28 protein-coding genes are annotated in these 25,601 nt (G+C 36.3%); all 28 read left to right on the top strand.

Annotation, left to right across the window (positions count from 1 at the left end):
• Nucleotides 1-10: 10 nt before the first annotated feature.
• The gene (locus JOC47_RS09760) at nucleotides 11-748 is read left to right on the top strand and encodes an energy-coupling factor ABC transporter permease (protein WP_239551064.1); all 738 of its coding nucleotides are present in this window, start codon (nucleotides 11-13) and stop codon (nucleotides 746-748) included.
• A gap of 4 nt (nucleotides 749-752) precedes the next feature.
• The gene (locus tag JOC47_RS09755) at nucleotides 753-1,052 is read left to right on the top strand and encodes an energy-coupling factor ABC transporter substrate-binding protein (RefSeq protein ID WP_204701891.1); all 300 of its coding nucleotides are present in this window, start codon (nucleotides 753-755) and stop codon (nucleotides 1,050-1,052) included.
• Entirely contained in the window at nucleotides 1,046-1,822 is a 777-nt protein-coding gene (gene cbiQ / locus JOC47_RS09750) for a cobalt ECF transporter T component CbiQ (protein ID WP_204701890.1), read from the top strand. Before JOC47_RS09755 ends, cbiQ begins: the two co-directional genes overlap by 7 nt.
• The gene (locus JOC47_RS09745) at nucleotides 1,823-2,653 is read left to right on the top strand and encodes an energy-coupling factor ABC transporter ATP-binding protein (RefSeq protein WP_204701889.1); all 831 of its coding nucleotides are present in this window, start codon (nucleotides 1,823-1,825) and stop codon (nucleotides 2,651-2,653) included.
• A gap of 12 nt (nucleotides 2,654-2,665) precedes the next feature.
• Nucleotides 2,666-3,031 (top strand): sirohydrochlorin chelatase, encoded by a 366-nt coding sequence (locus JOC47_RS09740; RefSeq protein WP_204701888.1) that lies wholly within the window; start codon nucleotides 2,666-2,668, stop codon nucleotides 3,029-3,031.
• Nucleotides 3,032-3,068: 37 nt separating this feature from the next.
• Nucleotides 3,069-3,683 carry a precorrin-8X methylmutase gene (locus JOC47_RS09735; protein WP_204701887.1) on the top strand — a complete coding sequence of 205 codons (615 nt, stop codon included), beginning with the start codon at nucleotides 3,069-3,071 and terminating at the stop codon, nucleotides 3,681-3,683.
• A 24-nt stretch (nucleotides 3,684-3,707) separates the two neighbouring features.
• Nucleotides 3,708-4,799, top strand: a complete 1,092-nt coding sequence (gene cbiD, locus JOC47_RS09730) for a cobalt-precorrin-5B (C(1))-methyltransferase CbiD (RefSeq protein ID WP_204701886.1) — start codon at nucleotides 3,708-3,710, stop codon at nucleotides 4,797-4,799.
• Nucleotides 4,792-5,415, top strand: a complete 624-nt coding sequence (cbiE, locus tag JOC47_RS09725) for a precorrin-6y C5,15-methyltransferase (decarboxylating) subunit CbiE (protein ID WP_204701885.1) — start codon at nucleotides 4,792-4,794, stop codon at nucleotides 5,413-5,415. Before cbiD ends, cbiE begins: the two co-directional genes overlap by 8 nt.
• Nucleotides 5,405-6,013, top strand: coding sequence for a precorrin-6Y C5,15-methyltransferase (decarboxylating) subunit CbiT (gene cbiT / locus JOC47_RS09720; RefSeq protein ID WP_239551062.1), 609 nt, complete (start codon nucleotides 5,405-5,407; stop codon nucleotides 6,011-6,013). Before cbiE ends, cbiT begins: the two co-directional genes overlap by 11 nt.
• On the top strand, nucleotides 6,000-6,704 hold the full coding sequence (cobI, locus tag JOC47_RS09715; protein WP_204701884.1) for a precorrin-2 C(20)-methyltransferase: 705 nt from the start codon (nucleotides 6,000-6,002) through the stop codon (nucleotides 6,702-6,704). Before cbiT ends, cobI begins: the two co-directional genes overlap by 14 nt.
• 21 nt (nucleotides 6,705-6,725) lie before the next feature.
• On the top strand, nucleotides 6,726-7,478 hold the full coding sequence (gene cobM, locus JOC47_RS09710) for a precorrin-4 C(11)-methyltransferase (RefSeq protein ID WP_204701883.1): 753 nt from the start codon (nucleotides 6,726-6,728) through the stop codon (nucleotides 7,476-7,478).
• Nucleotides 7,478-8,509 carry a cobalt-precorrin 5A hydrolase gene (cbiG, locus tag JOC47_RS09705; RefSeq protein WP_204701882.1) on the top strand — a complete coding sequence of 344 codons (1,032 nt, stop codon included), beginning with the start codon at nucleotides 7,478-7,480 and terminating at the stop codon, nucleotides 8,507-8,509. Before cobM ends, cbiG begins: the two co-directional genes overlap by 1 nt.
• Before the next feature lie 29 nt (nucleotides 8,510-8,538).
• Nucleotides 8,539-9,225, top strand: a complete 687-nt coding sequence (gene cobJ / locus JOC47_RS09700; RefSeq protein WP_239551060.1) for a precorrin-3B C(17)-methyltransferase — start codon at nucleotides 8,539-8,541, stop codon at nucleotides 9,223-9,225.
• A complete protein-coding gene (cobK, locus tag JOC47_RS09695; protein ID WP_204701881.1) occupies nucleotides 9,222-9,983 on the top strand; it encodes a precorrin-6A reductase in 762 nt (253 codons plus the stop codon). The genes cobJ and cobK overlap by 4 nt, the downstream gene beginning before the upstream one ends.
• 1 nt (nucleotide 9,984) lies before the next feature.
• Nucleotides 9,985-11,037, top strand: a complete 1,053-nt coding sequence (gene cobT, locus JOC47_RS09690; protein WP_204701880.1) for a nicotinate-nucleotide--dimethylbenzimidazole phosphoribosyltransferase — start codon at nucleotides 9,985-9,987, stop codon at nucleotides 11,035-11,037.
• 30 nt (nucleotides 11,038-11,067) lie between these two features.
• On the top strand, nucleotides 11,068-11,682 hold the full coding sequence (gene cobU / locus JOC47_RS09685) for a bifunctional adenosylcobinamide kinase/adenosylcobinamide-phosphate guanylyltransferase (protein ID WP_204701879.1): 615 nt from the start codon (nucleotides 11,068-11,070) through the stop codon (nucleotides 11,680-11,682).
• The gene (locus tag JOC47_RS09680) at nucleotides 11,675-13,183 is read left to right on the top strand and encodes a cobyric acid synthase (protein WP_204701878.1); all 1,509 of its coding nucleotides are present in this window, start codon (nucleotides 11,675-11,677) and stop codon (nucleotides 13,181-13,183) included. The genes cobU and JOC47_RS09680 overlap by 8 nt, the downstream gene beginning before the upstream one ends.
• Nucleotides 13,184-13,219: 36 nt before the next feature.
• Nucleotides 13,220-14,728 (top strand): cobyric acid synthase, encoded by a 1,509-nt coding sequence (locus JOC47_RS09675; RefSeq protein WP_204701877.1) that lies wholly within the window; start codon nucleotides 13,220-13,222, stop codon nucleotides 14,726-14,728.
• A gap of 465 nt (nucleotides 14,729-15,193) precedes the next feature.
• Entirely contained in the window at nucleotides 15,194-16,147 is a 954-nt protein-coding gene (gene cbiB, locus JOC47_RS09670; RefSeq protein ID WP_204701876.1) for an adenosylcobinamide-phosphate synthase CbiB, read from the top strand.
• Between the two features lie 42 nt (nucleotides 16,148-16,189).
• The gene (locus JOC47_RS09665) at nucleotides 16,190-17,575 is read left to right on the top strand and encodes a cobyrinic acid a,c-diamide synthase CobB (protein WP_239551059.1); all 1,386 of its coding nucleotides are present in this window, start codon (nucleotides 16,190-16,192) and stop codon (nucleotides 17,573-17,575) included.
• Nucleotides 17,572-18,162 (top strand): cob(I)yrinic acid a,c-diamide adenosyltransferase, encoded by a 591-nt coding sequence (locus JOC47_RS09660; protein WP_204701875.1) that lies wholly within the window; start codon nucleotides 17,572-17,574, stop codon nucleotides 18,160-18,162. Before JOC47_RS09665 ends, JOC47_RS09660 begins: the two co-directional genes overlap by 4 nt.
• On the top strand, nucleotides 18,162-18,896 hold the full coding sequence (gene cobS / locus JOC47_RS09655) for an adenosylcobinamide-GDP ribazoletransferase (protein ID WP_204701874.1): 735 nt from the start codon (nucleotides 18,162-18,164) through the stop codon (nucleotides 18,894-18,896). The genes JOC47_RS09660 and cobS overlap by 1 nt, the downstream gene beginning before the upstream one ends.
• Before the next feature lie 11 nt (nucleotides 18,897-18,907).
• Nucleotides 18,908-19,798, top strand: coding sequence for a GHMP family kinase ATP-binding protein (locus JOC47_RS09650; protein ID WP_204701873.1), 891 nt, complete (start codon nucleotides 18,908-18,910; stop codon nucleotides 19,796-19,798).
• Between the two features lie 4 nt (nucleotides 19,799-19,802).
• A complete protein-coding gene (gene cobD, locus JOC47_RS09645; RefSeq protein ID WP_204701872.1) occupies nucleotides 19,803-20,873 on the top strand; it encodes a threonine-phosphate decarboxylase CobD in 1,071 nt (356 codons plus the stop codon).
• Nucleotides 20,874-20,920: 47 nt separating this feature from the next.
• The gene (locus JOC47_RS09640; protein WP_204701871.1) at nucleotides 20,921-21,592 is read left to right on the top strand and encodes a precorrin-2 dehydrogenase/sirohydrochlorin ferrochelatase family protein; all 672 of its coding nucleotides are present in this window, start codon (nucleotides 20,921-20,923) and stop codon (nucleotides 21,590-21,592) included.
• Nucleotides 21,589-22,515 carry a hydroxymethylbilane synthase gene (gene hemC, locus JOC47_RS09635; RefSeq protein WP_204701870.1) on the top strand — a complete coding sequence of 309 codons (927 nt, stop codon included), beginning with the start codon at nucleotides 21,589-21,591 and terminating at the stop codon, nucleotides 22,513-22,515. The genes JOC47_RS09640 and hemC overlap by 4 nt, the downstream gene beginning before the upstream one ends.
• Nucleotides 22,516-22,517: 2 nt before the next feature.
• Nucleotides 22,518-24,026 (top strand): uroporphyrinogen-III C-methyltransferase, encoded by a 1,509-nt coding sequence (gene cobA, locus JOC47_RS09630; protein ID WP_204701869.1) that lies wholly within the window; start codon nucleotides 22,518-22,520, stop codon nucleotides 24,024-24,026.
• A 45-nt stretch (nucleotides 24,027-24,071) separates the two neighbouring features.
• The gene (hemL, locus tag JOC47_RS09625; protein ID WP_204701868.1) at nucleotides 24,072-25,361 is read left to right on the top strand and encodes a glutamate-1-semialdehyde 2,1-aminomutase; all 1,290 of its coding nucleotides are present in this window, start codon (nucleotides 24,072-24,074) and stop codon (nucleotides 25,359-25,361) included.
• The last annotated feature ends 240 nt before the right edge of the window (nucleotides 25,362-25,601 follow it).

The following is a 25,601-nucleotide window of genomic DNA, read 5'->3' as shown; positions in this document are numbered from 1 at the left end:
GTTGGAAATAATGAAAAGGAAAAATATCTTACAAGGATTATTGTTGTTAATAGGAGTAGTCTTTTATTCATCTAGAGCTTATGCTATGCATATTGCTGAAGGATTTTTACCAATTGAGTGGGCTGGAGTGTGGTGGATAATAGCACTGCCGTTTTTGATTTTAGGAATTAGGCGTATTCGTGAGTTAGTAAATGATAAGGGAATAGAAATAAAAATGTTATTGGCAGTAGCTGGTGCTTTTGTCTTTGTTTTATCTTCTCTCAAACTGCCTTCTATAACTGGCAGTTGTTCACATCCAACAGGAATTGGTTTAGGGGCTATTTTATTTGGACCAGGGCCAATGGTGGTACTGGGTACTATTGTACTTATTTTTCAAGCTCTCTTATTGGCACATGGAGGATTAACTACTCTTGGAGCAAATGTTTTTTCTATGGCTATCGTAGGAGCTTTTGTGGCTTATGGAATTTATAGCTTAGCTAAAAAGTTAGGTTTACCTATTTGGGCAGCTGTATTTTCAGGTGCTGCTATAGGGAATTTAATCACTTATACAGTAACTGCAGCCCAGTTATCTTTAGCTTTTCCAGGGCAAAGTGGATTTTTAAATTCATTACTTGAATTTATGAGTGTTTTTTCAATCACCCAAATCCCATTAGCTATTACAGAAGGATTATTAACAGTACTAGTATTTAATTTTCTGCGTGCTTATAGTAAAGATGAATTGCGAGAATTATCAATTATTGGGAGGTAAAAATATGACTTTAAGCAAAAAAAATATGCTGATTATAATAGCCATTTTAATAATTACAATTCTGCCTTTAATTATTAAATCTAATGCTGATTTTGCAGGAGCTGATGGTGCAGCAGAAGGAGTTATCCAAGAAATGAATTCAAATTATAAGCCGTGGTTTAGTAGTCTTTGGAAACCACCGAGTGGAGAAATTGAGAGTCTGCTGTTTGCTTTACAGGCTGCACTAGGAGCAGGAGTGTTAGGGTATTATATTGGTTATAAACGTGCTGTAGGTAAAAAAGTGGAGCGAAACAAAGATTGTTAATTGTTGACCAGTATGCTTATTCTAATCAATTGAGCTCTGTTCATCCAGTAGAAAAAATGATATTTTCGTTAACAACATTATTAATTGCTTTAATTAGTAATTCCATAATTGTTTCGGTTGTAGTTATTTTTGTGATGTCAGGATTACTAGTTTTAAAAGCTAAAATTCCTAAATTGGTGTTTTTAAAATTATTATTAGTGCCTTTGTCATTTATAATCATGGGGTTAATTCCGATTATTATTTCTGTGACTACTAGTAAGCATGACTTTATTGTGCAGATGAGTTATTGGGGTTTAACGCTAGGAATTAGCAGCGCTAATTTGATAACTGCTGTTGAATTATTATTTAGAACTACGGCTTCAGTTTGTTGTCTGTATTTTTTAGCTTTAACTACTCCAATGATAGAAATAAATTCTATGCTGAGAAAGTTAAAGATACCTGCTGTGTTTATTGAATTTATGAATTTGGTCTATCGTTTATTATTTATTTTATTAGATACTGCTCATCAAATTAAGGTTGCCCAGTTATCGCGAGGAGGTTATTCTTCAATTAAGAATACTTTCACCTCCTTAGCGTATCTAGGCTCTAATTTATTGGTTAAGGCTTATTATCGAGCTAAAAAATTATCATTAGCTTTAAAAGCGCGTGGTTATAAAGGGAAAATTGAAGTATTGGAAAGAGATCATCATTTATCTAAACGGAATTTAAGTATAATTGCTGTTACTGAAATAGTGCTGGTTATTTTTTCAATTTTAGTAGAGGTGGTTTAATTGACAGAAGCAATCTTAGCAACAAAAGATATTAGCTTTAACTATCCCGATGGTACAAAGGGGTTAGATGATTTATCGCTAACAATTCCCCAAGGAGAAAAAGTAGTCATTTTAGGGCCTAATGGAGCGGGAAAGTCAACTCTTTTTTTACATTTTAATGGGATTTTAGAGCCAGAGCAAGGATCAGTATTTTTTGAAGGGCAAAGGATTAGTTATGATAAACAGACATTAACTAATTTAAGAAAAAAAGTAGGACTTATTTTTCAAGACCCCGATGAACAATTATTTTCAGCTAGTGTTTATCAGGAATTATCTTTTGGCCCCTTAAATTTGGGTTTATCTAAAGCGAAAGTAAAGCAGAGAGTTATAGAAGCAATGAAAGTAACAGGGATCAGTGAATTGGAAGAAAAACCAACTCATTTATTGAGTTATGGTCAGAAAAAACGGGTTGCTATTGCTGCTGTTTTAGCAATGAAACCAAAAGTTATTATTTTTGATGAACCAACTGCTTGGTTGGATCCCCAGGGGGCAGAAGAAATAATTTCTTTTTTAGAAGAGTTGACTGCAAATGGTATAACAATAGTTATGGCTACTCATGATGTTGATTTAGCTTATAAGTGGGCTGATTATGTTTATATTATGAATCAGGGCACTAAAATTGCGTCAGGTATACCAAGTGATGTTTTTCAAAATAAATCTTTGTTAGAAAAAGTAAGTTTAGTGCAACCTTTGGTCTTAGAGTTGTATCAACAACTTCAAGAGCAAGGAGTAGTGAAACCTAATCAGTATCCTAAAACTAAGCAAGAGTTATTAAAATTAATTAAAAATTAAGGAGTGAAGATTATGAAAACAGGAGTTATTATTTTAGGACATGGCAGTAGAGCCAAAGAAGCAGCTGAAGTGTTTGATCAAATCGTAGAGATGGTAAAAGAAAAGGTTGATTATGAGTTAGTAAAAGGAGCAGCGATGGAGTTAGCAGAGCCGACTTTAGAACAGAGTGTAACTGAGTTAGTGGAGCAGGGAGTAGAGCAGATAAATATAGTACCGTTATTCTTATTCCCTGGAATTCATATTCAAGAAGATATTCCTGAATTAATTGAAGAGTTGGAAGCAGAATATCCAGAGGTGCAGTTTAATTTTGGTCAAAATATTGGGGCTGATGAAAAGATTGCTGAGATTGTAGTAGATAGGATTCAAAAGTTAGGGTAATTAAGAGGCAGAGTAGTAAATAGAAGGGGGAGTTCAGATGGAAATCATACAAGACCCGCAGGAAATTGAAAGAAAAAGTATGGCAATTATTGCAGACGAACTTGGTGAACTTGATTGTTCACCGGCAGAAGAAAAAGTGATTAAGAGAGTTGTTCATGCGACTGCAGACCCTGAAATTGCTGAGTCAGTGATTGTTTCTGAGACAGCAATTGAATCTGGTCTTAAGTCTTTAGAACAGGGAAGTAATATTATAACAGATGTTAATATGTTAAAGGCGGGAATTAATAGTAGGAAAGTAAATGAATTAGGTGGGGCGATTAATTGTTTTATTAGTGACGAACAGATTGCAGAAGAGGCTAAAGAAGCAGGGATTACAAGATCAATGATGTGTATGAGAAAAGCAGTGCAGGAGCAAGAAAATAAAATTTTTGTAATTGGGAATGCTCCGACTGCTTTGTTTGAATTGATTAAGTTAGTTAATGCTGGGCAGGCTAATCCTGGTTTGATTATTGGAACTCCAGTCGGTTTTGTAGGGGCTAAAGAATCGAAATTAGAATTAGAGAAGGTTGATGTGCCTTATATTACTTTGCGGGGAAGAAAAGGTGGTAGTGCAGTAGCAGCATCTATAATGAATGCTTTACTTTATCTGTAATCTATAGTTAAGGGAGTTAAGGATATGGCTTTTAATTCCTATGTGGTGAAAAACGGCAAAAAATTAAGGCGTGGTTATACAACTGGCAGTTCATCAGCAGCGGCCGCGAAAGCAGCAGCTAAGATGTTAGTCACTCAACAGCGTGTAGAGAAGATAACAATAGATACTCCAGCCGAAATTGAGTTAAATTTAGAAGTAGTAAACCCTAAATTAACAGCTAATTATGCTCAAGCATCTGTGATAAAAGATGGTGGAGATGACTCTGATGTCACAGATGGGCTAGAAATAATAGCTAAAGTAAAAGAAATTGAGTCAGGGATTGAAATCCGAGGGGGAGAAGGAGTTGGTCAGGTGACTAAGCCTGGATTAGCTGTTGATGTAGGGCAAGCTGCTATTAATCCTGTTCCGCGGAAAATGATAAGAGAAGAAGTACAGCAAGTTGTGCCTCTAGAAGTAGGCGTGCAGGTAACTATTGTAGTACCAAAGGGAGTAGAGGTAGCTGAGAAAACCTTGAATTCTAAATTAGGTATTTTAGGTGGTATTTCTATTTTAGGAACCACTGGCATTGTTGAACCGATGTCTGAACAAGCTTATAAAGATTCTTTAGCTTTAAAGATTGACCAAGCAGTAGCTAGTGGGATACAGGAACTAGTATTGGTCTTTGGTAATTATGGAATCCGCCGAGCCAAGAAAATGGGGTTTAGAACAGAAAAAATTGTGAGAATGAGTAATTTTGTCGGCTTTATGTTAAACCATTGTGCTGAACAAGGAGTAGAGAAAATAACTATTATTGGTCATTTAGGGAAGTTAGTTAAAGTAGCAGCAGGTATTTTTGCTACCCACAGTAAGATTGCTGATGCCAGGTTAGAGACAATAGCAGCGTATACCGCTTCATTAGGAGGCAGTCAAGAGTTAATTAAACAGATTTTAGCTGCGAATACGGCTGAAGAGACAGTAGCAATAATTAAAGCAGCAGGTTTAGAGGAAGTTTTTGATCTTTTAGCGCAGCGGGTAACTACGAGGGTCGAAGATTATGTTGAGGGAGAGCTTGTAGTTGAAAGTTGTTTATTTGCAATGGAAGCAGGGATTATAGGAAGGAGCTATTGTGATGAATAAAATTCAGATTGCCGGAATTGGCCCTGGGACACAGGATTATTTATTACCAATTACTAAACGGATTGTAGAAGAGTCTGATATTTTAATTGGCGGGGGAAGAGCTTTAGAACTGTTTTCTGAATTGGATAAAGAAACAATGAAGATTACTTCTGATTTAACAGCTGTTAAAGACTATATTAAAAATAATTATCAAAGTCAGCAGATAGTAGTTTTAGTATCAGGCGATCCAGGACTATATAGTATATTAAAGTATCTTAAGAGATATTTTACTGAAGAAGAATTAGAGGTGATTCCAGGGATTAGTGCGATGCAGTTAGGATTTGCCAAAGCTAAGATGGTCTGGCAAGATGCTAAAATTACTAGTCTGCATGGTAGTGGTAATAAAGAACAGTTATTGAACTTAGTGCAAGCGGAATCCAAAGTAGCCTTCTTTACTGATAATCAACTACCTCCGCAGGAAATTGCTGATTATTTATTAGAGCAAGGGCTGGATAAGCAAGGGATGGTAGCTGAAAATTTATCTTATCCCTCTGAAAGAGTTGTGCAAGGAAGTCTTGAAAAAATAAGTAGCAAGCAATTTGGCGGTCTCTCGGTGATGGTGATTTATGATGAGTGAGTGGCAGTATCGAACACCGGGGATTCCTGATGATAAATTTATTAGAGGCCAGATTCCGATGACTAAAGAAGAGGTTAGAGCAGTTACTATTGCTAAGTTGAGATTAAATAAAGATAGTACTGTTTACGATATTGGAGCAGGGACAGGCTCTGTAACAGTGGAAACTGCTCTAAAAGCTGTAACAGGTACAGTTTATGCGATAGAGCGTGATGCGGAGGGTGTCGATTTAATTCAGCAAAATATAGATAAGTTTAGCATAGATAATGTCGAAGTAATTTCAGGTACTGCTCCGGCAGTTCTAAAAGAATTACCTCCAGTTGAGCGAGTGATGATTGGGGGCAGTGGTGGTCAGCTCAAAGAGATTTTAGCTGTCGTTGATAAGAAATTAGCTATGGGTGGTAGAGTGGTAATTAATGCAATTACTTTAGACACCTTAGATCTTGCGCGCACAGAGTTAGCAAGATTAGATTATGAAGTAGAAATTTGTAATTTAGCAGTGACTAGAACTAAAGAAGTAGGAAATTATCAAATGTTAGATGGATTGAATCCGATTTATATTATTTGCGGAGAAAAGAGGTGTCAAGATGAAGCAAGGTAAATTATATGGCCTGGGAGTTGGTCCAGGTGACCCGGAATTATTAACTTTGAAGAGTAAGCGGATTTTAGAAGAAGTTGATGTCGTCTGTACTCCCCAGTCTAAGCCTAATAAATCTAGTTTAGCTTGGGAAATTATAACAGAGATAGTTGATTGTCAAGATAAAATAAAAGCAATCCATTTTCCGATGACTAGTCAGCAAAAAAAATTAGAGACTGCGTGGAAGCAGGCTGCTGAGGAAATTATTAATTTATTAGAGCAAGGTAGAGATGTAGCTTTGATTACTATTGGTGATCCTTTATTTTATAGTACTTATAGTTATATTATGGAACGAATAGCAGTTAAATATCCTCAGCAGATTGAAACAATCCCAGGTGTTAGTTCAATTAATGCCTGTAGTAGCCAACTGAACTTACCTTTGGCCCAAGGTGATGAAAAGGTTGCAGTTATTCCAGTCAGTGATAATTTAGATGAGATGGAAAGCGGATTATTAAATTTTGAAAATATTATTTTACTGAAAGTAAGTAGAAATTATGGTCAAGTTGTTAAATTATTAGAGAAATTAGATTTAAAAGACCAGAGCACTTTTATTAGTCGGTGTGGCCAAGAAGAAGAGTTTGTGACTACTGATTTAGACGCTTTAGAGGCAGACAAAATAGATTATTTATCACAAATTATTGTTAAAAAGAAATAAAGCTTAGAGGGAGTGAAATTAATGAAAGTATATTTTATTGGAGCAGGACCTGGGGACCCAGAGTTGTTAACAATTAAAGCTAAGAAAGTGTTGGAAAAAGCAGAGATTGTTATTTACGCGGGTTCTTTGGTTAATCCAGAGATTTTAGATTATGCTCCTCAGGCAGAAGTTTATAATAGTGCAGGCATGACGTTAGAAGAAGTACTGGGGAAAATGGAAGAAGCGAGTGAAAAAGATCAAACAGTAGCTAGAGTGCATACTGGAGATCCTAGTATTTACGGCGCTTTACAAGAACAGATAGATTACTTAAAAGAAGTAGGCATTGCTTATCAGATTATTCCGGGGGTTAGTTCTTTTTTAGCAGCTGCAGCAGCAGTAGAGCGAGAATTCACATTACCAGATGTTTCTCAAACAGTGATTGTAACTAGATTAGAGGGACGAACTCCAGTGCCTGAAAAAGAAAGGCTGCATAAATTAGCTAAGCATAATACTTCTCTGGCTATTTTCTTGAGTGTACATATGATTAGTGATGTAGTGGAAGAATTAAAAGAAGAATATCCTATAAAAACGCCTATTGCTGTGGTACAAAAGGCATCTTGGAGTGATGAACGTGTGGTGCAAGGACAGTTATCTAATATAGTAGAGCAAGTAAAAACAGCAGAGATCACTAAGACAGCAATGATCTTAGTGGGGGATTTCTTAGATAGTGATTATCAACATTCCAAATTGTATGATAAGAACTTTAGCCATCAATTTCGGCAGGCTGAAGAATAATGAATTTAGCTGTGATTGCTTTAACCTCATCGGGTGAAGAGTTAGCATTAAAATTAGAAGAGAAGTTAAGTAATGTTGATTTATATATAGCAGATAAATTAAATTCTAGTGCTGAGGTTAATGAATTTGATTCTTCCTTACAAGAGTTGGTGGCAGAATTATTTTTTCAATATGATGGTCTTATTTTTATTATGTCTTTAGGAATTGTGGTCAGGGTGTTAGCCCCTTATATAGAAGATAAGAGAGAGGATCCAGCAGTTGTGACTATTGATGAAACTGGAGCAAATGTAATTAGTACTTTATCAGGACATTTAGGTGGTGCTAATCAATTAACAGCTAAAATTGCTGAGCAAATTAAAGCTAATCCAGTGATTACAACTGCTACAGATTGTCAGGATAAATTAGCTTTTGACCTGTTAGCGCAGCAACTCAACTGTGAAATCATTCCTTTTGATAATTTGAAGTTAGCTAATGCAGCCTTGGTTAATGAACAGCGGGTTAATATTTTTAGTGATTTAGAATTAGATTTAGATGTAGCTGAAAATGTTGATTTGTTTTCACTAGATGAGTTAGGATCTAGAGAAGGATTTCCAGTCATTATTTCTAATCAGAGAAGCGAAATTTCTGTGCCTTATATACAACTTGTGCCGCAGAATATAGTTTTAGGTATTGGCTGTCGTAAAGGGGTAAGTGTCAAGCAAGTTGAAACAGCTATTAATTTAGCTTTGCAGAAATTAAATTTAGCTAAAGCAAGTATTAAAAATTTGGCAACTATAGATTTGAAGCAGGATGAAGCAGGACTTAGAGAAACAGCAAAGAAATTGGGAGTAGAGCTTGAGATTATTGCTCGTGAAGAGATTGAAGAAGTTGATTTTGACTATACAACTTCAGAATTTGTTAAAGAACAGATAGGAGTTGGAGGGGTTTGTGAGCCGACAGCTCTGCTAAGTGCTGAGGAGGGTGAATTATTATTAGACAAGACAAGCAAAAACGGAGTGACAGTAGCAGTAGTGAAGGACAATTATATGTAGTTGGTATTGGCCCTGGAGATATTGAACAGATGAGTTTGAAAGCCTATAGATTATTGCAAGAAGTAGATACTGTAGTAGGTTATAGTACTTATGTTGATTTAGTAACAGAAATTTTAGCGCCCGAACAGGAGACAATTAGTACTGGTATGGGAACAGAAGTCAAACGCTGTAAAAAAGCAATTAAGTTAGCCCAGCAGGGATTAGAGGTAGCTTTGGTTAGCAGTGGTGACTCTGGTGTTTATGGGATGGCTGGTTTGGTGTTAGAATTGGTTGAAAAAGAAGCAAGTGATATTTCTGTCGAAATAATCCCAGGTATTACAGCAGCAAATGCAGCAGCAGCTTCGTTAGGCGCACCTTTGATGCATGATTATACGGTAATTAGCTTAAGTGATTTGTTAACACCGTGGGCAGTAATTAAAAAAAGGCTAATTAAAGCAGCCGAGGGTGATTTTATTACTGCTCTTTATAATCCTAAGAGTAAACAGCGAGTTAAACAGATTGAAGAGGCTAGACAGATTTTTTTACAGCAGCGCTCTGCTGAGACTCCAGTAGGTATTGTCCGTAGTGCTAAGCGTGGTGCTGAAGAAATAGAAATCACTACTTTAGAGCAGATGTTAGAGTTTGAGATAAATATGTTGACGACTGTGATTATTGGGAATTCTGATACTTATTCAGCTCAAGATTTGATGATTACGCCGCGAGGGTATCAAGTATGATTTTAGTATTAGCAGGGACTAAGGATAGTCGCGAAGTAATTGCTAAATTAAAACAGAATGGTTCTTCAATTATTGCTTCAGTAACAACTGAATATGGAGCAAATTTATTGTCTGATTTAGATATTATAGTTAAGCAAGAGAAATTGGATGATGCAAAGATGAAACAGTTGCTAAGAGATTATGAAGTAGACACTATTATTGATGTTACTCATCCTTTTGCTGTGACAATCTCAAAGACTGCTTTAGAAGTTAGTGCTAAATCAAATATAAAGTATATTCGTTTTGAGCGGGGCAGTATAGAGAGTAGAGAACATGAGTTGTTAATTAAGGTTAACAGCTATCAAGAGGCGGCTCGCAAAGCTAAAGAGTTTGAAAAAATATTATTGACGATTGGCAGCAAAAATTTAGATTATTTCACAGCTGAGATAGAAGATTGGCAGCAGAGATTGTTAGCGCGAGTGTTGCCTAACTGGAAGTTTATTAAGCGAGTCCAAGAGTTAGGTTTTAGTCCGCAAAATCTAATTGCTATGCAGGGTCCATTTAGTAAGCAGCTAAATCAAGTGTTATTAGAAGATTATGAGATTGATCTATTAGTAACTAAGGCAAGTGGTAAAACTGGTGGAGTAGATACTAAATTAGAGGCGGCTTTGGAATTAGATATTCCGGTACTGTTGATTACAAGACCAGAATTGGATTATAATAATTTAGTTAAAAATTATCAAGAGTTACTGCAAGAAGTAAAAAGAGGTGAACACTAAATTGAATTTATTAGAGAGTACAGTTAATAACATTACAGAGTTAAATCGTGCCCAAATGAGGCAAGCGCAGAAAAGATTAGATAGTTTGACTAAACCGCCGGGCAGTTTAGGTAAATTGGAAGAAATAGCAGTTCAACTAGCTGGTATTAGCGGAGAATTGTTGCCCCAAGTTGATAATAAATATCATGTTGTCATGGCCGGTGATCACGGCGTAGTTGAGGAAGGAGTTAGTGCTTTTCCTCAGCAGGTAACAACTCAAATGGTGTATAATTTTTTAAATGGTGGGGCTGCTGTTAATGTGCTAGCTGAGCAAGCAGGGGCAGAAGTAGCGATTGTAGATATAGGAGTTGCTCAAGAGATAGAGGGAGAAAATTTATTGAACCGAAAGGTTAAATATGGAACAGATAATTTGGCAGTTGGCCCTGCTATGACAAGAGAAGAAGCAATTAGTAGTCTTGAAGTAGGAATTGAAGTTGTTGAAGACTTAATTAAGCAAGGTGCTAATTTGATTGGTACTGGTGAAATGGGGATTGGCAATACTACATCTAGTAGTGCTATTTTAGCAACTAGTACTGACCTATCTTTAGAGCAAATAGTTGGTTATGGAACAGGAATTGATGAAGCAGGTCTGGAAAAGAAAAAGAAAGTAATTGCTCAAGCTTTAGAAGTAAACCAGCCACAAGTAAATGATGGCTTAGATATCTTAGCCAAAGTAGGTGGCTTAGAAATTGGAGGTATGGCGGGAGTGATGTTAGGTGCTGCTGCTCATCGAGTACCAGTAATTATTGATGGCTTGATTTCAGGAGCAGCAGCGTTAATTGCTCATAAAATAGAACCTCAAGTTAGTAATTATTTGCTACCTTCTCATCAATCAGTTGAACCGGGGCATATTAAGATTTATGAAGCACTTGACTTGGAACCGCTGTTAGATTTAGAAATGCGGCTAGGAGAAGGAACAGGAGCAGTCTTAAGTATGAATTTGGTAGAGGCAGCAGCAAATATTATTAATGGGATGGCAACTTTTTCGGAAGCAGGAATTACAGTGGAAGATTAATTCTAGGGATTCTTAAGTGAGGCGGTAAGTATGAGTCAATTAATTTTAGTTTTAGGAGGCGCTAGAAGCGGGAAAAGTAGTTTTGCAGAACAGATTGTTGAAAAATATGGAGGAGTAGATGTTACTTATATTGCTACTGCTGAGGCTAGAGATGAAGAGATGGCAGACCGGATTAAGCAGCATCAATCTTCGCGACCAGAAGAGTGGACTACCATTGAAGAACCGCAGGCTGTCAGTAGTGTTTTGGGGAAAATAGAACAGGAAACAGTTGTATTATTAGATTGTGTAACTGTCTTAGTTTCTAATCTGTTACTAGCAGATGAAGAATTGGATGAGGATGAATATGAATTTGCTGCCCAACAGCGCGAAGAAGAAATCATGACTGAATTAGAAAAAATAATAGCTCAAGTTGAGGAGAAAGATTTGACTTTAGTAGTAGTTTCTAATGAAGTAGGGCAGGGTTTAGTACCGTCTTATCAGGCAGGGAGAATTTATCGAGATGTTGTCGGTCGAGCTAATCAGTTTTTAGCAGCGAAGGCTGATGAAGTATATATTACTTATGCAGGTTTGCCTGTTGAAATCAAAGAATTAGGGCAGGCTACCCGAGCCCAATTTGAAACGGCAGGAGGAAAAACGGATGACTAAGTCGATTATGATTCAGGGGACAGCTTCTAATGTAGGGAAAAGTATCTTAACTATTGCTTTATGCCGGATCTTGACCCAGGATGGTTATCAAGTTGCTCCTTTTAAATCTTGGAATATGGCTTTAAATTCCTATGTAACTAACAATGGAGCAGAAATTGGGCGGGCGCAAGCTGTGCAAGCTGATGCGGCAGGGATAGATGCTACCGCTGATATGCAGCCGCTATTAGTTAAGCCCAAAGGTGAGGGCCAAGCGCAGGTTATAGTGCGGGGTTCTCCCAGGGGAGATTTTGGTGTAGACAGAAAAAATCAAGACTATATTAATTGGGCCTTAGAAGTGATAGACGATTCTTTGACTGCTCTATCCCAACAATTTGAGGCACTAGTTTTAGAAGGAGCAGGCAGTCCGGCTGAAATAAATATGAAAGAGCAGGACTTAGCTAATATGAAGGTGGCTAAATTAAAGCAAACTCCTGTCTTATTAGTAGCTGATGTGAACCGCGGCGGAGCATTAGCGGCAGTAGTAGGAACTTTGAAATTATTAGAGCCTGCGGACCGGGACTTAGTGCAGGGCATTGTACTTAATAAATTTCGCGGTGATTTTGAACTATTAGAGCCGGGGATTGAATTTTTAGAAGAAAAGACGGGCAAGCCAGTTGTAGGAGTCCTTCCTTACTGTCATGATATTAAGATTCCTGATGAAGATTCGGTCTCTTTAGCTAATCTTAGTTCAACCAAGGCGGAAATTAAGATTGCTGTGATTAATTTACCGCACTTATCTAACTTTACTGATTTTGATGCTTTAGCTTTAGAACCTAAAGTAGAAGTTGATTATGTAAGTGCTGAAGCTGACTTGAGTGATTATGAGGCAGTGATTATTCCGGGGACTAAAAATACTACGGCTGATTTGAAATATCTTAAAGACACAGGATTAGCTGCTAAAATAATTAAGGCAGCAGAGGATGAAATAATTGTAGTAGGGATTTGCGGTGGTTATCAGATCTTAGGGCAAAAATTATTAGACCCTAATTTAACTGAAGGAGACGATAAAGCACTGACTGGATTAGGATTGTTAGATTTAGAAACGACTTTTAGGGAAGAAAAAGCAACGCATCAAGTGCAGGCTGCGGTAAATGATGGGTACGAGTTTTGTTCCGCTCAAAAGATCAGTGGTTATGAGATTCATATGGGCCAAACGCAGCGAGGAGCAGGAGTTGAACCGCTGTTAACGATCACTGAACGCTCGGGAGAAAAGGTTACAATGCCAGATGGGGCAGTAAACCAAGCAAATTTGGTCTGGGGTACTTATCTACACGGCATTTTTGATAATGATCAATTTAGAAGAGAGTGGATTAATTATTTGCGTCAGCAGAAAGGTTTAGCTAAATTAGCTGGGGATAGTATAGAACAGAGAAAAGAGTTAGAAGCAAGTTATGATGCGTTGGCGGAAATGGTGAGGGAGAATTTGGATTTAGAACTTCTTTATAGAATAATGGAGAAATAGAATAATTATAAATTGCATTATAAGGGTGGTGATTAAGTGGCACAGACAATAATGGTGCAGGGGACGGCTTCTCATGTAGGTAAAAGCGTTATAACTTCAGCTTTGAGTCGGATTTTGGTGCATGATGGGTATCGAGTAGCCCCTTTCAAATCACAAAATATGGCTTTGAATTCGTATGTTACTAAAGGCGGAGGAGAGATTGGTCGTGCTCAAGCTGTGCAGGCAGAAGCAGCTAAAGTGGAAGCAACTGTGGATATGAATCCAATCTTGCTAAAACCCAAAGAAGATACTACGGCGCAGGTGATTATTCACGGGCAGGTGCAGCAGAATATGACGGCTAAAGAGTACTTTAATGAACAGCAAGTTGCTTTAACAGCAGTCCAAGAATCATTAGCTAGATTAAAACAAGAATTTGAAGTAGTGGTGATTGAAGGAGCGGGGAGTCCAGCTGAAGTTAATTTAAGAGAGTATGATTTAGTGAATATGAAAATAGCTAAATTGGCTCAAGCTCCGGTTATTTTAGTAGCAGATATTGACCGCGGCGGAGTCTTTGCTAGCATTGTTGGCACTTTAGAGTTGTTGACGGCAGAAGAAAGAGAGAGGATAGAAGGAATCATTATTAATAAATTCCGGGGCCAAAAAAGTCGCCTGGAACCAGGCTTAGACTATATTGAAGAAGAAACGGGGATTCCTATTTTAGGAGTGATACCTTACTTTGATGATTTTAAAATCCCCGAAGAAGATGCGATAGCTAGTTCTGAGCAGGGGAGTGCAGAGTATGAGCTTGATATTGCTGTGATTAATCTGCCTCATATCTCCAACTTTACTGACTTTGCTGCTTTAGCACAAGTACCTGAAACGAGAGTTAGATATGTTGCGCCGCAAGAAGATTTAGAGGAGCCAGATTTGATTATTCTGCCGGGGACTAAGAATACAATTGAGGATTTGGAATGTTTATATCAAACAGGTGTAGCCCAGCAGATTATTGAGTTGGCCCAAGCAGAGGTGCCAGTAGTGGGTATCTGCGGTGGTTATCAGATGTTAGGAAGGATGATTTATGACCCTTATAGTGTAGAAACTGAGCAAGGTCAGATTGAAGGCTTAGGCTTATTAGATATAGAAACTACTTTAGCAGCAGAGAAGATTACAGCCCAAGTGCAGGCTGAAATTAAAGCAGAACAGATATTTGCTGTTAAGCAAGATTCGATTAGCGGCTATGAAATTCATATGGGTCATACTAGGCATGGGGTAGAAGTTGAAGAACTGTTTACTATTACCCAACGTTCTGATGAATCGGTGAGTGTGGCTGATGGAGCATCTAATAAAGCAGGAACGATTTGGGGGACATATTTACATGGGATTTTTGATAATGATTCTTTAAGGCGAGAGTTTATTAATCAATTAAGAGTAAGCAAAGGCTTGGCTCCTTTAGTTGAAGATGAGTTTGTAGTCGAGAAAGAGCGAGAGCAGGCTTATCAGAAATTAGCTGATTTAGTGCGTGATAATTTGGATATGGAGTTGTTGTATCAAATAATATCTATATAAAGTGTAACTTCGAGATGGCTGAGCAAGCATTTCTTCGTTCAGAAATTTAGGATGATTCGTCTAAAATTCGCAAACTTAAAATAAATTTAGCTTTGACGAACACGATGTTTTAATGTCCCTAATATCACAGGACGTGATTGTTATGAGGGACTAATCAAAATTGGAGATTAAACAATACAAAATTTATTTTAAGTTTGCTTCATTAAGACTCATTAACATCCTAAATTTAATGCCACTACGGAAAATTTGCTCAGCCATCTAATGGTAGTTTTACTTTAATAGTGGGGTCAGGGATTGTCTTAAAGTGAGGTTACTTATTTTTTGATTGTGCCTCTTGCTTTTGATTTTATGTTTTTAACTACTAGCTCCTAGCTATTTACTTCTAGCTATAAAGTTTCACCAAAAAGAGAAGCTTTATATAGATATTTTATTCGAAGCAGGTGAGGAAGAAGGTGAATAAACAAAATGGATAACTATTTACTATTAACAGCAATCATACTTGATTTAATAATTGGTGGTCCTAATTTTTATCCCCATCCAGTGGTGATTATTGGGCGCGGAATTAATCTTTTAGAAAACTTGCTGCGGAGAATATGCGGTAGTAAGTTTGAAAGAATAGCTGGTCTTATATTATCTGTAATTATTATTAGCAGTACTTTTGTAGTGGTTGATAAATTGCTGGAGGGAGCTTATTATTTCAATTATTATCTAGGAATGATTGCTGAGCTTTGGATATTAGCGACTACTCTGGCCGTTAAGGGCTTGGCCCGGGCAGGGAATTCCATTTATCAACCTTTAGTAGTGGGCGACTTAGAAGCGGCAAGAAAAAAACTAGATGGCATTGTAGGTCGTGATACTGAGGGATTAAGTGTGGAAAATATAATTAGAGGAACTATAGAAACGATAGCTGAGAATACTAGTGATGGTATTATTGCGCCGCTTTTTTATGCTGCTCTTGGTGGTGCCCCGGCAGCAATGGCTTATAAAGCAGTTAATACTCTTGATTCGATGCTTGGTTACAAGAATGAAGAGTATCAACATTTTGGTTGGGCTGCCGCTAAAATTGATGATCTAGCTAATTGGATTCCAGCTCGGATTACGGGATTTTTATTTGCGATTGCAGCCTGGTTTACTGGTCATAACTGGAAGAATGGTTTTAAAATGATGAGTAGAGATGCTGCTAAACATCCTAGTCCGAATGCAGGTTTTCCTGAAGCTGCTGTAGCGGGAGTTTTAGGACTTAGGCTTGGAGGAGTTAATTATTATCATGGAGAAAAGAGTTTTCGTGCTTATTTGGGGCAGGCAGAAGTAGACTTTAATCCAGAACAAATAAAAGAAGTACTTGAGTTAATGTATTGGAATGTTGCTCTGTTTATTAGTGGTTTTTATTGTGTAAAGCTACTAATAGCTCAGTTATAAATTAAAAAACAAGAACAAAATAAATAGAAAGTTACAGGTGATATGATGAACTCACGTGTGGTAATTGCTGGAACACAGAGTGGAGTAGGGAAGACTACTTTGAGTATTGGATTAATGGCGGCGTTGACGAAGCAAGGCTATGATGTACAGCCTTATAAGGTTGGCCCAGATTATATTGACCCTGGTTTTCATACGTTAGTAACATCTAATCAAGCCTGGAATCTTGATAGTTGCTTTTTAGGCGCAGAAGGATGTAAAGAAATATTTCAGTATTCTGCTCCAGGTAGTGACATTGCAGTTATTGAAGGAGTTATGGGCTTGTTTGATGGCAAAAATGCTAAACAAGGACAAGGAAGTACAGCTCATATAGCTAAAATTTTAGATGCACCAGTGGTTTTAGTGATGGATGTGAAGAAGATGGCTCGCAGCGCTGCTGCTGTAGCTTATGGTTATAAGAATTTTGATCCAGATTTAAATTTAGCTGGAGTTATTCTTAATAATGTCGGCAGTGAAGGGCATTATCAATTAGTCAAGAATTCTTTAGCTGAGGTTGGAGTTGAGGTATTAGGATATGTGCCGTATCAAAGTGATTTGGAACTACCAGAACGACATTTAGGTTTAGTGCCTACTACTGAAAGTAAAGAATTAGATGATTTTATTGCCCAATTAGTAGCTTTGATTGAAGAAAATATCAATTTAGAACAATTGCTGGCTCTATCTCAACCTCAGTCTGCAGTAGAGGTTGAAGAAAGAACTATATTTAAAGAAGAGCAAGATTATGATTTGACTTTAGGCGTTGCATATGATCAAGCTTTTAATTTTTATTATCAAGCTAATCTTGAGTTGTTAGCCAATAAAGGTGTTTCATTAAAGTATTTTAGTCCTCTAACAGATAATCAATTGCCTGAGGTTGATGGGCTGTATATTGGCGGGGGCTTCCCTGAGAGCTTTATAAGCCAACTGGCGGCTAATCAGAGTTTGCAAGAAGATATCTATGAGCAGGTTACAGCAGGGCTACCTACTTATGCAGAATGTGGTGGTTTAATGTATCTGAGTGAACAAGTAATAGATAGTCAAGGGAATAGTTTCCCCATGGTAGGATTAATTTCGGGGCAAGTGGAGATGACAGATAGCTTACAAGCTATGGGTTATGTAGAAGCAAAGGTAGTTAAAGATAATATTTTATTTAAAACAGGAGATAAAGTTTTGGGACATGAATTTCATTATTCTAAATTGAGCAATGTAGATTCAGATATTAATTATAGTTATCAACTATGGGGGGGTAAAGGAGCAGCTGGCAGATCTGAAGGAATTATGAGGGATAATTTATTAGCTAGTTATCTACATTTACATTTTGCTAATCAACCGCGTTTTGTAGATAGATTTTTAACAGAATGTAGTAAATATCAAAAAGGGGGGGTTAGATGAATTCTAAATTGAAACAAGGCTTAGTGCAGATTTATACAGGTAAAGGCAAAGGTAAGACTACTGCTTCTTTAGGTTTAGGACTGCGGGCAGTAGGTCACGGTTATCAAGTAGAAATGATTCAGTATTTAAAAGGAAGTAATTATACTGGAGAATTATCTACAGTAGAAAGACTGCCTAACTTTAATATCAAACAGTTTGGTAAAGGCTGTCCTTATGCAGCAGCAATCAAACAAGGCTTGATGAATTGCAAAGGCTGTGGAGATTGTTTTGTAAGTGATGATAATCAGGAAGAAGCGCAGCAATTTGTCGATTGGGCTTATCAATATACAAAAGAAATATTAGAGTCTGATACAGCAGAGATTGTGATTTTAGATGAAATTAATAATGCTCTGCGTTATGATTTGTTAACAGTTGAACAGGTATTAGATTTATTTAACTTGAAAGGAGAACAGACAGAATTAATTTTGACGGGCCGGGGTCTGCCGGAAGAAATTTTAGTCGCGGCTGATTTGGTAACAGAGATGAAGGCAGTCAAACATCCTTATCAAGAACAGGGGATTAAAAGTAGACGGGGGATAGAATACTGATGAATCAGTTATTATTGGCAGTACAGTTTATTACCCGGATTCCAGTTGGGAAAGAATTAGATTATGAGGAAGATAAAATTGCTGCTTCAATGGCTTATTATCCTTTGATTGGAACTTTACTGGGAACTGTGTTAGTTTTAATCAACTATGTGGGAGATATTTATCTACCTCCTTTAGTCACGAATGCTTTATTATTAACTGGGATGGTTCTGTTAACAGGCGGGCTGCATCTAGATGGATTGATGGACACTTGTGATGGTGTTTTTAGCGGACGAAAGAAGGATAAAATTTTAGAAATTATGCGTGACAGCAGAGTTGGTGCGTTTGGTGTAATTGCTGTTGTTATTTTGTTTTTATTAAAATTTAGTTTATTAGTAGAAAGTCCTAGTCAATATAAAAATTATATTTTATTATATATGCCCACTATTAGTCGCTGGGCTATGGTTTATGCAGTTTATTTTTATCCCTATGCTCGTAAAGAGGGATTAGGACAAGCTTATCAGCAGTTGAAGTTAAGACATTTGTTAGTAGCTACTAGTTGGACATTATTAGTTGCTTGGTTTTTGTTTGGTCTACAAGGAGTATTAATCTTATTGCTTAGTTGGCTAGTTACAATTGTTGTTGCCCAACTAATTATTAATAAGATTGATGCTTTGACTGGAGATGCATACGGTGCGATTAATGAATTATTAGAAGTAGCAGCATTATTAATTATGATAGTAGTTTTAAATTAAGGAGTAAAAAGATGAGAAAAAAAGTAACAGTTAAAGTCCCCGGTACATGTGGAGAATTGATGCAGGGTATAATTGCTGGAGTTAATTTGCAGATTAGTTGTCCGATTGATTTGTATAGTACTGTGACAATGACTAGAATTGATTCCGAGGCTGGAATTAAGATTAAAGAGGAAGCTGAGAAGACTAAATTAGCTATTGAGAAAACTTTAGATTATTATAATTATGATCTGCAAAATTTAGGACTACAAGTTGACCTGCAGTCGGAACTGTTAGTCGGAAAAGGAATGGCTAGTAGTACAGCTGATATTGTGGCGAGTATAATTGCTACTATGACAATTTTAGGTGTTGAGGTAGATATTAAGATTGTTCAGGAGATAGCGGTGTCCATAGAAGCAACAGATGGCTGCTTTTTATCTGGATTAACAGCTTTTAATCATTTACAAGGACAACAGTTAGCAAAGTTAGGTTCAGTCAAAACTCCACTGCCGCTGCTTATTTTTGACTGTGGAGGGACAATTAATACTACTCAATTTAATGCTCAAGCAGATTTAGCTAGATTGAAATTAGCGAAGGAAAAGCAAGCTAAACAAGCTTATCAATTAATTGTGCGGGGGATAAAAGAAGGTAATAATAGATTAATTGGACAAGGAGCCACATTAAGCAGCCAAGCTAACCAATCAATTCTTTATAAGCCGCAGCTAACCAAGATACTGCAAGTAGTGGAAGCCGAGAAAAAAGTGTTAGGAATTAATATAGCTCATAGCGGAACATTAATCGGGGTGCTTTTAAATTCTAAAGACAAGCTTGGTGAGATAAAAGAAAATATTAGCTCTCAAATAACTGATATAGATTATGTGACAAATACTAAATTGATTAACGGCGGTTACGAGATAAGGAGATGATAGTGTGGAACAAGATCACGGCGGGAATATTACAGCAGCAGCCGAAAAATATAATTTGAATCCGGATGAAATTATCGATTTTAGTGCGAATATAAATTTTTTAGGACCTCCTGAATCAGTATTAGAAGTATTACAGAATAATTTGAGTGCTATTAAAAATTATCCCGACCCTGATTGTAGTGCTTTAAAATCTGTATTAGCTCAGCAGGAGCAACTGCAGGAAGAAAATTTAATGATTGCTAATGGAGCAGTAGAATTAATTTATTTAGTAGCTAAAGTATTAAACCCAAATAGAACATTAGTATTAGCACCTACTTTTTCAGAGTATAGAAAAGCATTAGAGAGTATGGGGGCTGATGTTGAAGAATTTCAATTAACGCGCCAAAATGATTTTAAGATAAATGTAGAAAAATTACTACCTAGATTAGATGAAGTTGATATTTTCTGTTTATGTAATCCTAATAACCCGACGGGACAGTTTTTAGCTAGAGAAGAGGTAATGGAGATAATTAAGTATGCTGCTCGTTGTGATACTTATATATTAGTAGATGAAGCCTTTGTTGATTTTTTAGATTCAGAAGTAACAGTTATTGATTTAGTAACAGAATATAATAATTTATTTGTGCTGCGTTCTTTAACCAAATTTTTTGCTATTCCGGGGTTAAGATTAGGATATGGTGCAGCAAATCAAGAATTAATTAGTAAATTAGCAGCTAGTCATGATCCGTGGAATGTTAATTATTTTGCCCAACTAGCAGGAGAAGTAGCACTGAAAGACAAAAAATACATAGACCAGACAAAAAAAGCTATTGTTCAAGAAAAAGATTTTTTATATCAACAGTTAAATAATTATTCTCAACTTAAGGTTTATTATCCTGAGATTAATTATATTTTTGTAGATTTAACTGCTAGTGAATGGACTGCTTCTAGATTAGAAGAAGAATTGGGTCAAGAGGGAATTTTGATTCGCAATTGCAATACTTATTCAGGACTAGGAGAGGAATTCATTCGACTTGCAGTTAAGAGTAGAGAAGAAAATTTAGTTTTGATTAATAAACTAAAGAAATTAATTTAATCCTCAATAATTTGTGTTAAAATTAAAGCTAGAGGGGGCTTAATTGAATGGAACAATATCCTATTAACCTTGATTTAAAAAATAAGAAAGTACTAATAGTAGGAGGAGGTAAAGTAGCTAGTCGCAAATTAAAGAGATTGCTTACTACTGCTGCTGAAATTAAATTAGTAAGTCCCTGCTTAACTGATTCCATAGCTGCCCAAAAAGATAAGATAGATTATTATCAGCGTAAATTTGTAATTAAAGATTTAACGGATTGTTTTTTAGTTATTGTAGCGACAAACAAGCCTGAAGTTAATAAAAGAATTGGACAATTAGCATTAGAAAGAAATATTTTAGCCAATATTGTTGATAATCCTGAATTATCTACTTTCACTTTACCGGGATTAGTTAAAAGAGGAGATTTGTTGTTAACAGTAGCTACAGGAGGTAATCTTCCGGCTTTATCTAAGCAGATAGTTCAGAAATTAGCTTCTGAATTCGGTAATGAATATGAAGATTTTCTAGTTTTGATGTCAGAGATTAGACCAGTAGTACTCAATAAAATAGAAGATGAGCAAAAAAGAAGAACTATATTTAGAAAATTAGCCGATGATAAGATAATTAATTTATTAGGGAAGCAGAAAGAAAAAGGTCTAGCCGAAATTAAAAAGATTCTTCCTCAGTCAATTTTAAAAGAGCTTAATCTATCTAATAAAATAAAGGAGCGAAAACAATGAAAGAAGTCATAATTGGTACGCGAAGCAGTCAATTAGCTATTGCTCAATCTAAATTGATAGCTAATAAGTTAGCAGATGAATTTCCTGAATATGAATTCAACTTAAAAGAGATAACTACTCAAGGCGATAAAATTTTAGATAAACAGTTAAGAGAAATAGGTGGAAAAAGCTTATTTATTAAAGAAATAGAAGTAGCATTACTAGAAAAAGAAATTGATTTAGCTATTCATAGTCTTAAAGATATGCCAGCTCAAATAGATGATGAGTTAGAAATTGCAGCTTTTCCTAAACGAGCTAATCCTTTAGATGCTTTAATTACTGAAGATGATAAGACAATAGATGAGCTGGAACCGGGGGCTAAAATAGGGACGGGTAGTTTGAGACGTAAGGCACAATTATTAAACTATCGATCTGATTTAGTCGTAAAACCTATTAGAGGTAATATTGATACTAGATTAGATAAATTAGCTAATCTAGATTTGTCAGGAATTGTACTAGCAGTAGCTGGGTTGGAAAGAATGGGCTGGGAAGATAAAATTAGTCAATATTTATCTCCCCAAATTTCTATTCCTGCTGCAGGGCAAGGAGCATTAGCTCTAGAAACTAGAGCAGATGATGAGGCTATAAAAGAATTATTATTCTCAGTCCAAGATCAAGAGACTATTGATACAGTTCAAGCAGAAAGAAGTTTTTTAGAACATTTGGGTGGTGATTGTAAAACTCCTATTGGAGCCTATGCTCAGATTGAGGGTGAAAGATTAAACTTATCAGGTATGGTCGCTAATGAGAATGGAACTAAGCTATTGTGCGATAATTTGGTTGGTAGCAGAGATAAAGCTGCTAAGATAGGAGTTGATTTAGCGCAAGAATTAATTGAACAAGGAGCAGCAGAAATTTTAGCAGAAATTGAGGAGGTAAATTAATCATGAGTGGCAAAGTTTATTTGGTAGGAGCAGGACCTGGAGATGAAGAGTTAATTACAGTTAAAGGTTTGCGGACAATTAAAGAAGCAGATGTAATATTATATGATAGATTAGCTAATAAAAAATTATTGAGATATGCTGCAGAAGATGCAGAAACTTTTTATGTCGGAAAGAAAGCGAATGACCATTATCGTACTCAAAAAGAAATTAATGAGTTATTAATCTCTAAAGCACAAGCAGGGAAAATAGTAACTAGATTAAAAGGAGGAGATCCTTTTGTTTTTGGTCGTGGTGGTGAAGAAGCTACTTTATTAGCTGAAGCAGAAATTGAGTTTGAACTTGTGCCAGGTATTACATCACCTGTTTCTGTGCCTGCTTATGCAGGAATACCGTTAACTCATCGTGATTTTAATTCTTCCGTAGCTTTTGTGACGGGGCATCAAGATCCGAGTAAAGATAAAGATTTTATTGATTGGGATAAATTAGCTACTGGGGTTGGCTCTTTGGTTATTTTAATGGGAGTAGGAAATCTACCTAAGATTGTTCCACGGTTGATTAATGCTGGTCGTGATCCTCAAACGCCAATAGCTTTAATTAGATGGGGGACTAGACCAGAACAGGAAACATTAACAGGAAAATTAGAAAATATTGTATCTAAAGTAGAAGCAGCTGATTTCCAACCGCCGGCAGTGATTATAATTGGAGAAGTAGTGCACATGCATGATAAATTAAATTGGTTTGAAAAAAAGCCCTTATTTTCTAAAGAAATAGTAGTTACTAGACCAACTAAACAGGCAGCGGGATTTTGTCAGCAACTATCTAGAGCTGGAGCTAAAGTTATTGAAGCACCAGCGATTAAGATTACTCCTCCCGAGGATTATAAACCATTAGATGAGAGTTTAAAAAAACTAAATGAGTATGATTGGATTATATTTACTAGTGTCAATGGAGTTAAATATATGATGGAACGTTTATTTAGCCTTGGTCATGATGTACGTGCTTTAGCCGGTGCTAATTTAGCTGCGATTGGCTCTAAAACAGCTGCTGAACTGAAGTCATATAGTCTGAAAGTAGATTATATCCCAGAAGATTATGTCAGTGAAGCCATCTTAGCTGATTTTTCTGATCAAGATTTAACTGGGCAGAAGTTTTTATTACCGCGGGCCAACATTGCTCGTCCTACTTTAGAAGAGGGTTTAGAAGACTTAGGAGCAGATGTTGATAATATTACAGCTTATAAGACGATTCAAGGAGCGGGGAATAAAAATTTAGTTTCTAGGTTAGCTGAAGATAAGATTGATGTAGTTACTTTTACCAGTTCTTCTACAGTTAGAAATTTTATAGAAATGTTAGGGGCAGATTATCATCAGTTATTGAGTGGAGTCAAATTAGCTTGCATTGGCCCTATTACTGCTGATACTGTGCGTGATTTTGGTTTAGAAGTTGAAATTATAGCAGATGAATATACAGTTGAAGGTTTAACTACTGCACTGCAAGAGTACTATAATTAATTTATGAGAGCACTAGAATAATATAACAGGAGGTAGAAAAATAAGATGTCTAATTCAGAAGAAGCATTTGCAGAAGCAAAAAAAGTCATTCCTGGGGGAGTAAATAGCCCAGCTCGTGCTTTTTCAGCCGTTGATAATGAGCCAATATTTATTGAAGCTGGGAAAGGGTCTAAGGTTTATGATATTGAGGATAATGAATATTTGGATTATGTTGGTTCTTGGGGACCTATGATTTTAGGATATAATCATCCTCAAATAGTAGAATCATTGCAAGGTCAGGTAAAAAAAGGAACTAGTTTCGGTGCTCCTACTCAAGTAGAAACAGAACTAGCAGAATTGATAATTGATGCTGTTGATTCAATTGCTAAAGTTAGGATGGTCAACTCAGGTACTGAAGCGACGATGAGTGCTCTAAGATTAGCTAGGGGTTATACAGGTCGTGATAAAATTGTTAAATTAGAAGGTTGCTATCATGGTCATGGAGATAGTCTATTAGTTGAAGCCGGTTCAGGGGTTACAACATTAGGTATTTCTGGTAGTTCAGGAGTACCAAATGATATTGCTTCAGAAACGATTGTAGCTCCTTATAATGATTTAGAAGCATTAGAAAAAATCTTTAATAAGTATCAAGACGAGATTGCAGCAGTTATTTTAGAACCAGTTACTGGTAATATGGGAGTTATTGAACCTCATGACGAATATTTAGAAAATCTAAGAAAGATGACTGCTGATAATGATATTTTGCTTATTTTTGATGAAGTAATGACAGGTTTTAGATTATCTTATGGAGGCGCCCAAGAATTGTATGAAGTTGAACCTGATATCACAACTTTAGGGAAAATCATTGGCGGAGGTTTACCTGTGGGAGCTTATGGAGGTAAAAAGGAGATTATGGAGTATGTAGCTCCTGAAGGACCAGTTTATCAAGCCGGGACTTTATCTGGGAATCCATTAGCAATGAAGGCAGGAGCTGAGACATTAAAATTACTTAAGCAGTCAGATGTATATGCTTCTTTAGAAGAGAAAGGGGCATATTTAGCCGAAGGATTTAGAAATAATATTGAGAGTTTAGGAATTAAAGCCCAAATCTCTCGAGTAGGATCTATGTTTAGTATTTTCTTTACCGACACTGAAGTGGTTGATTATCAGACGGCTCAGACTTCTAATACTGATGTCTTTGCCGCTTATTTTAATCAGATGTTAAAGCAAGGGATTTATTTACCTCCATCACAATTTGAAGCTAATTTCATTTCTAATGCTCATACAGAAGATGAATTAAAAGCTACTATTGAGGCTAATTATCTAGCTTTAAAGAAGGTGAAAAAGTTGGAGTAAAGATGGATATTTTAAGAATGATAGGTGATATGTTAATTATATTTGATTAAAATTAATGAATATTATGAAAAATCTCTTGAAAAATAACGAAATTATTGTTATAGTTAATTAGTACAAATTGAAGTTCAAAATATAATAATAAAAAATTAAAAGTTAAACGGGTATAAAATACAGAAGCCCCTATTTGCCTTTTACAGAATAAACCTAGTTTTTGTTTTTGGGTATAACTGTATCTGTAAA

The sequence above is a fragment of the Halanaerobacter jeridensis genome, assembly GCF_016908315.1.
GTDB lineage: Bacteria > Bacillota > Halanaerobiia > Halobacteroidales > Halobacteroidaceae > Halanaerobacter > Halanaerobacter jeridensis.
The sequence above is the reverse complement of the archived record's forward strand: the minus strand, read 5'-3'. Positions and strand labels throughout refer to the sequence as shown.

Excerpts from the sequence above, each read along its gene's own strand:
- cbiE (WP_204701885.1), top strand. The coding sequence starts at position 4,792 with ATGAATAAAATTCAGATTGCCGGAATTGGCCCTGGGACACAGGATTAT.
- cobK (WP_204701881.1), top strand. The coding sequence starts at position 9,222 with ATGATTTTAGTATTAGCAGGGACTAAGGATAGTCGCGAAGTAATTGCT.
- JOC47_RS09660 (WP_204701875.1), top strand. The coding sequence starts at position 17,572 with ATGAATTCTAAATTGAAACAAGGCTTAGTGCAGATTTATACAGGTAAA.
- cbiT (WP_239551062.1), top strand. The coding sequence starts at position 5,405 with ATGATGAGTGAGTGGCAGTATCGAACACCGGGGATTCCTGATGATAAA.
- hemC (WP_204701870.1), top strand. The coding sequence starts at position 21,589 with ATGAAAGAAGTCATAATTGGTACGCGAAGCAGTCAATTAGCTATTGCT.
- cobS (WP_204701874.1), top strand. The coding sequence starts at position 18,162 with ATGAATCAGTTATTATTGGCAGTACAGTTTATTACCCGGATTCCAGTT.
- cbiB (WP_204701876.1), top strand. The coding sequence starts at position 15,194 with ATGGATAACTATTTACTATTAACAGCAATCATACTTGATTTAATAATT.
- cobU (WP_204701879.1), top strand. The coding sequence starts at position 11,068 with ATGAGTCAATTAATTTTAGTTTTAGGAGGCGCTAGAAGCGGGAAAAGT.
- JOC47_RS09640 (WP_204701871.1), top strand. The coding sequence starts at position 20,921 with ATGGAACAATATCCTATTAACCTTGATTTAAAAAATAAGAAAGTACTA.
- JOC47_RS09735 (WP_204701887.1), top strand. The coding sequence starts at position 3,069 with ATGGAAATCATACAAGACCCGCAGGAAATTGAAAGAAAAAGTATGGCA.
- JOC47_RS09650 (WP_204701873.1), top strand. The coding sequence starts at position 18,908 with ATGAGAAAAAAAGTAACAGTTAAAGTCCCCGGTACATGTGGAGAATTG.
- cobJ (WP_239551060.1), top strand. The coding sequence starts at position 8,539 with ATGAGTTTGAAAGCCTATAGATTATTGCAAGAAGTAGATACTGTAGTA.
- JOC47_RS09760 (WP_239551064.1), top strand. The coding sequence starts at position 11 with ATGAAAAGGAAAAATATCTTACAAGGATTATTGTTGTTAATAGGAGTA.
- cobM (WP_204701883.1), top strand. The coding sequence starts at position 6,726 with ATGAAAGTATATTTTATTGGAGCAGGACCTGGGGACCCAGAGTTGTTA.
- JOC47_RS09740 (WP_204701888.1), top strand. The coding sequence starts at position 2,666 with ATGAAAACAGGAGTTATTATTTTAGGACATGGCAGTAGAGCCAAAGAA.
- JOC47_RS09665 (WP_239551059.1), top strand. The coding sequence starts at position 16,190 with ATGATGAACTCACGTGTGGTAATTGCTGGAACACAGAGTGGAGTAGGG.
- JOC47_RS09680 (WP_204701878.1), top strand. The coding sequence starts at position 11,675 with ATGACTAAGTCGATTATGATTCAGGGGACAGCTTCTAATGTAGGGAAA.
- cobI (WP_204701884.1), top strand. The coding sequence starts at position 6,000 with ATGAAGCAAGGTAAATTATATGGCCTGGGAGTTGGTCCAGGTGACCCG.
- JOC47_RS09755 (WP_204701891.1), top strand. The coding sequence starts at position 753 with ATGACTTTAAGCAAAAAAAATATGCTGATTATAATAGCCATTTTAATA.
- cobA (WP_204701869.1), top strand. The coding sequence starts at position 22,518 with ATGAGTGGCAAAGTTTATTTGGTAGGAGCAGGACCTGGAGATGAAGAG.
- cbiD (WP_204701886.1), top strand. The coding sequence starts at position 3,708 with ATGGCTTTTAATTCCTATGTGGTGAAAAACGGCAAAAAATTAAGGCGT.
- hemL (WP_204701868.1), top strand. The coding sequence starts at position 24,072 with ATGTCTAATTCAGAAGAAGCATTTGCAGAAGCAAAAAAAGTCATTCCT.
- cbiG (WP_204701882.1), top strand. The coding sequence starts at position 7,478 with ATGAATTTAGCTGTGATTGCTTTAACCTCATCGGGTGAAGAGTTAGCA.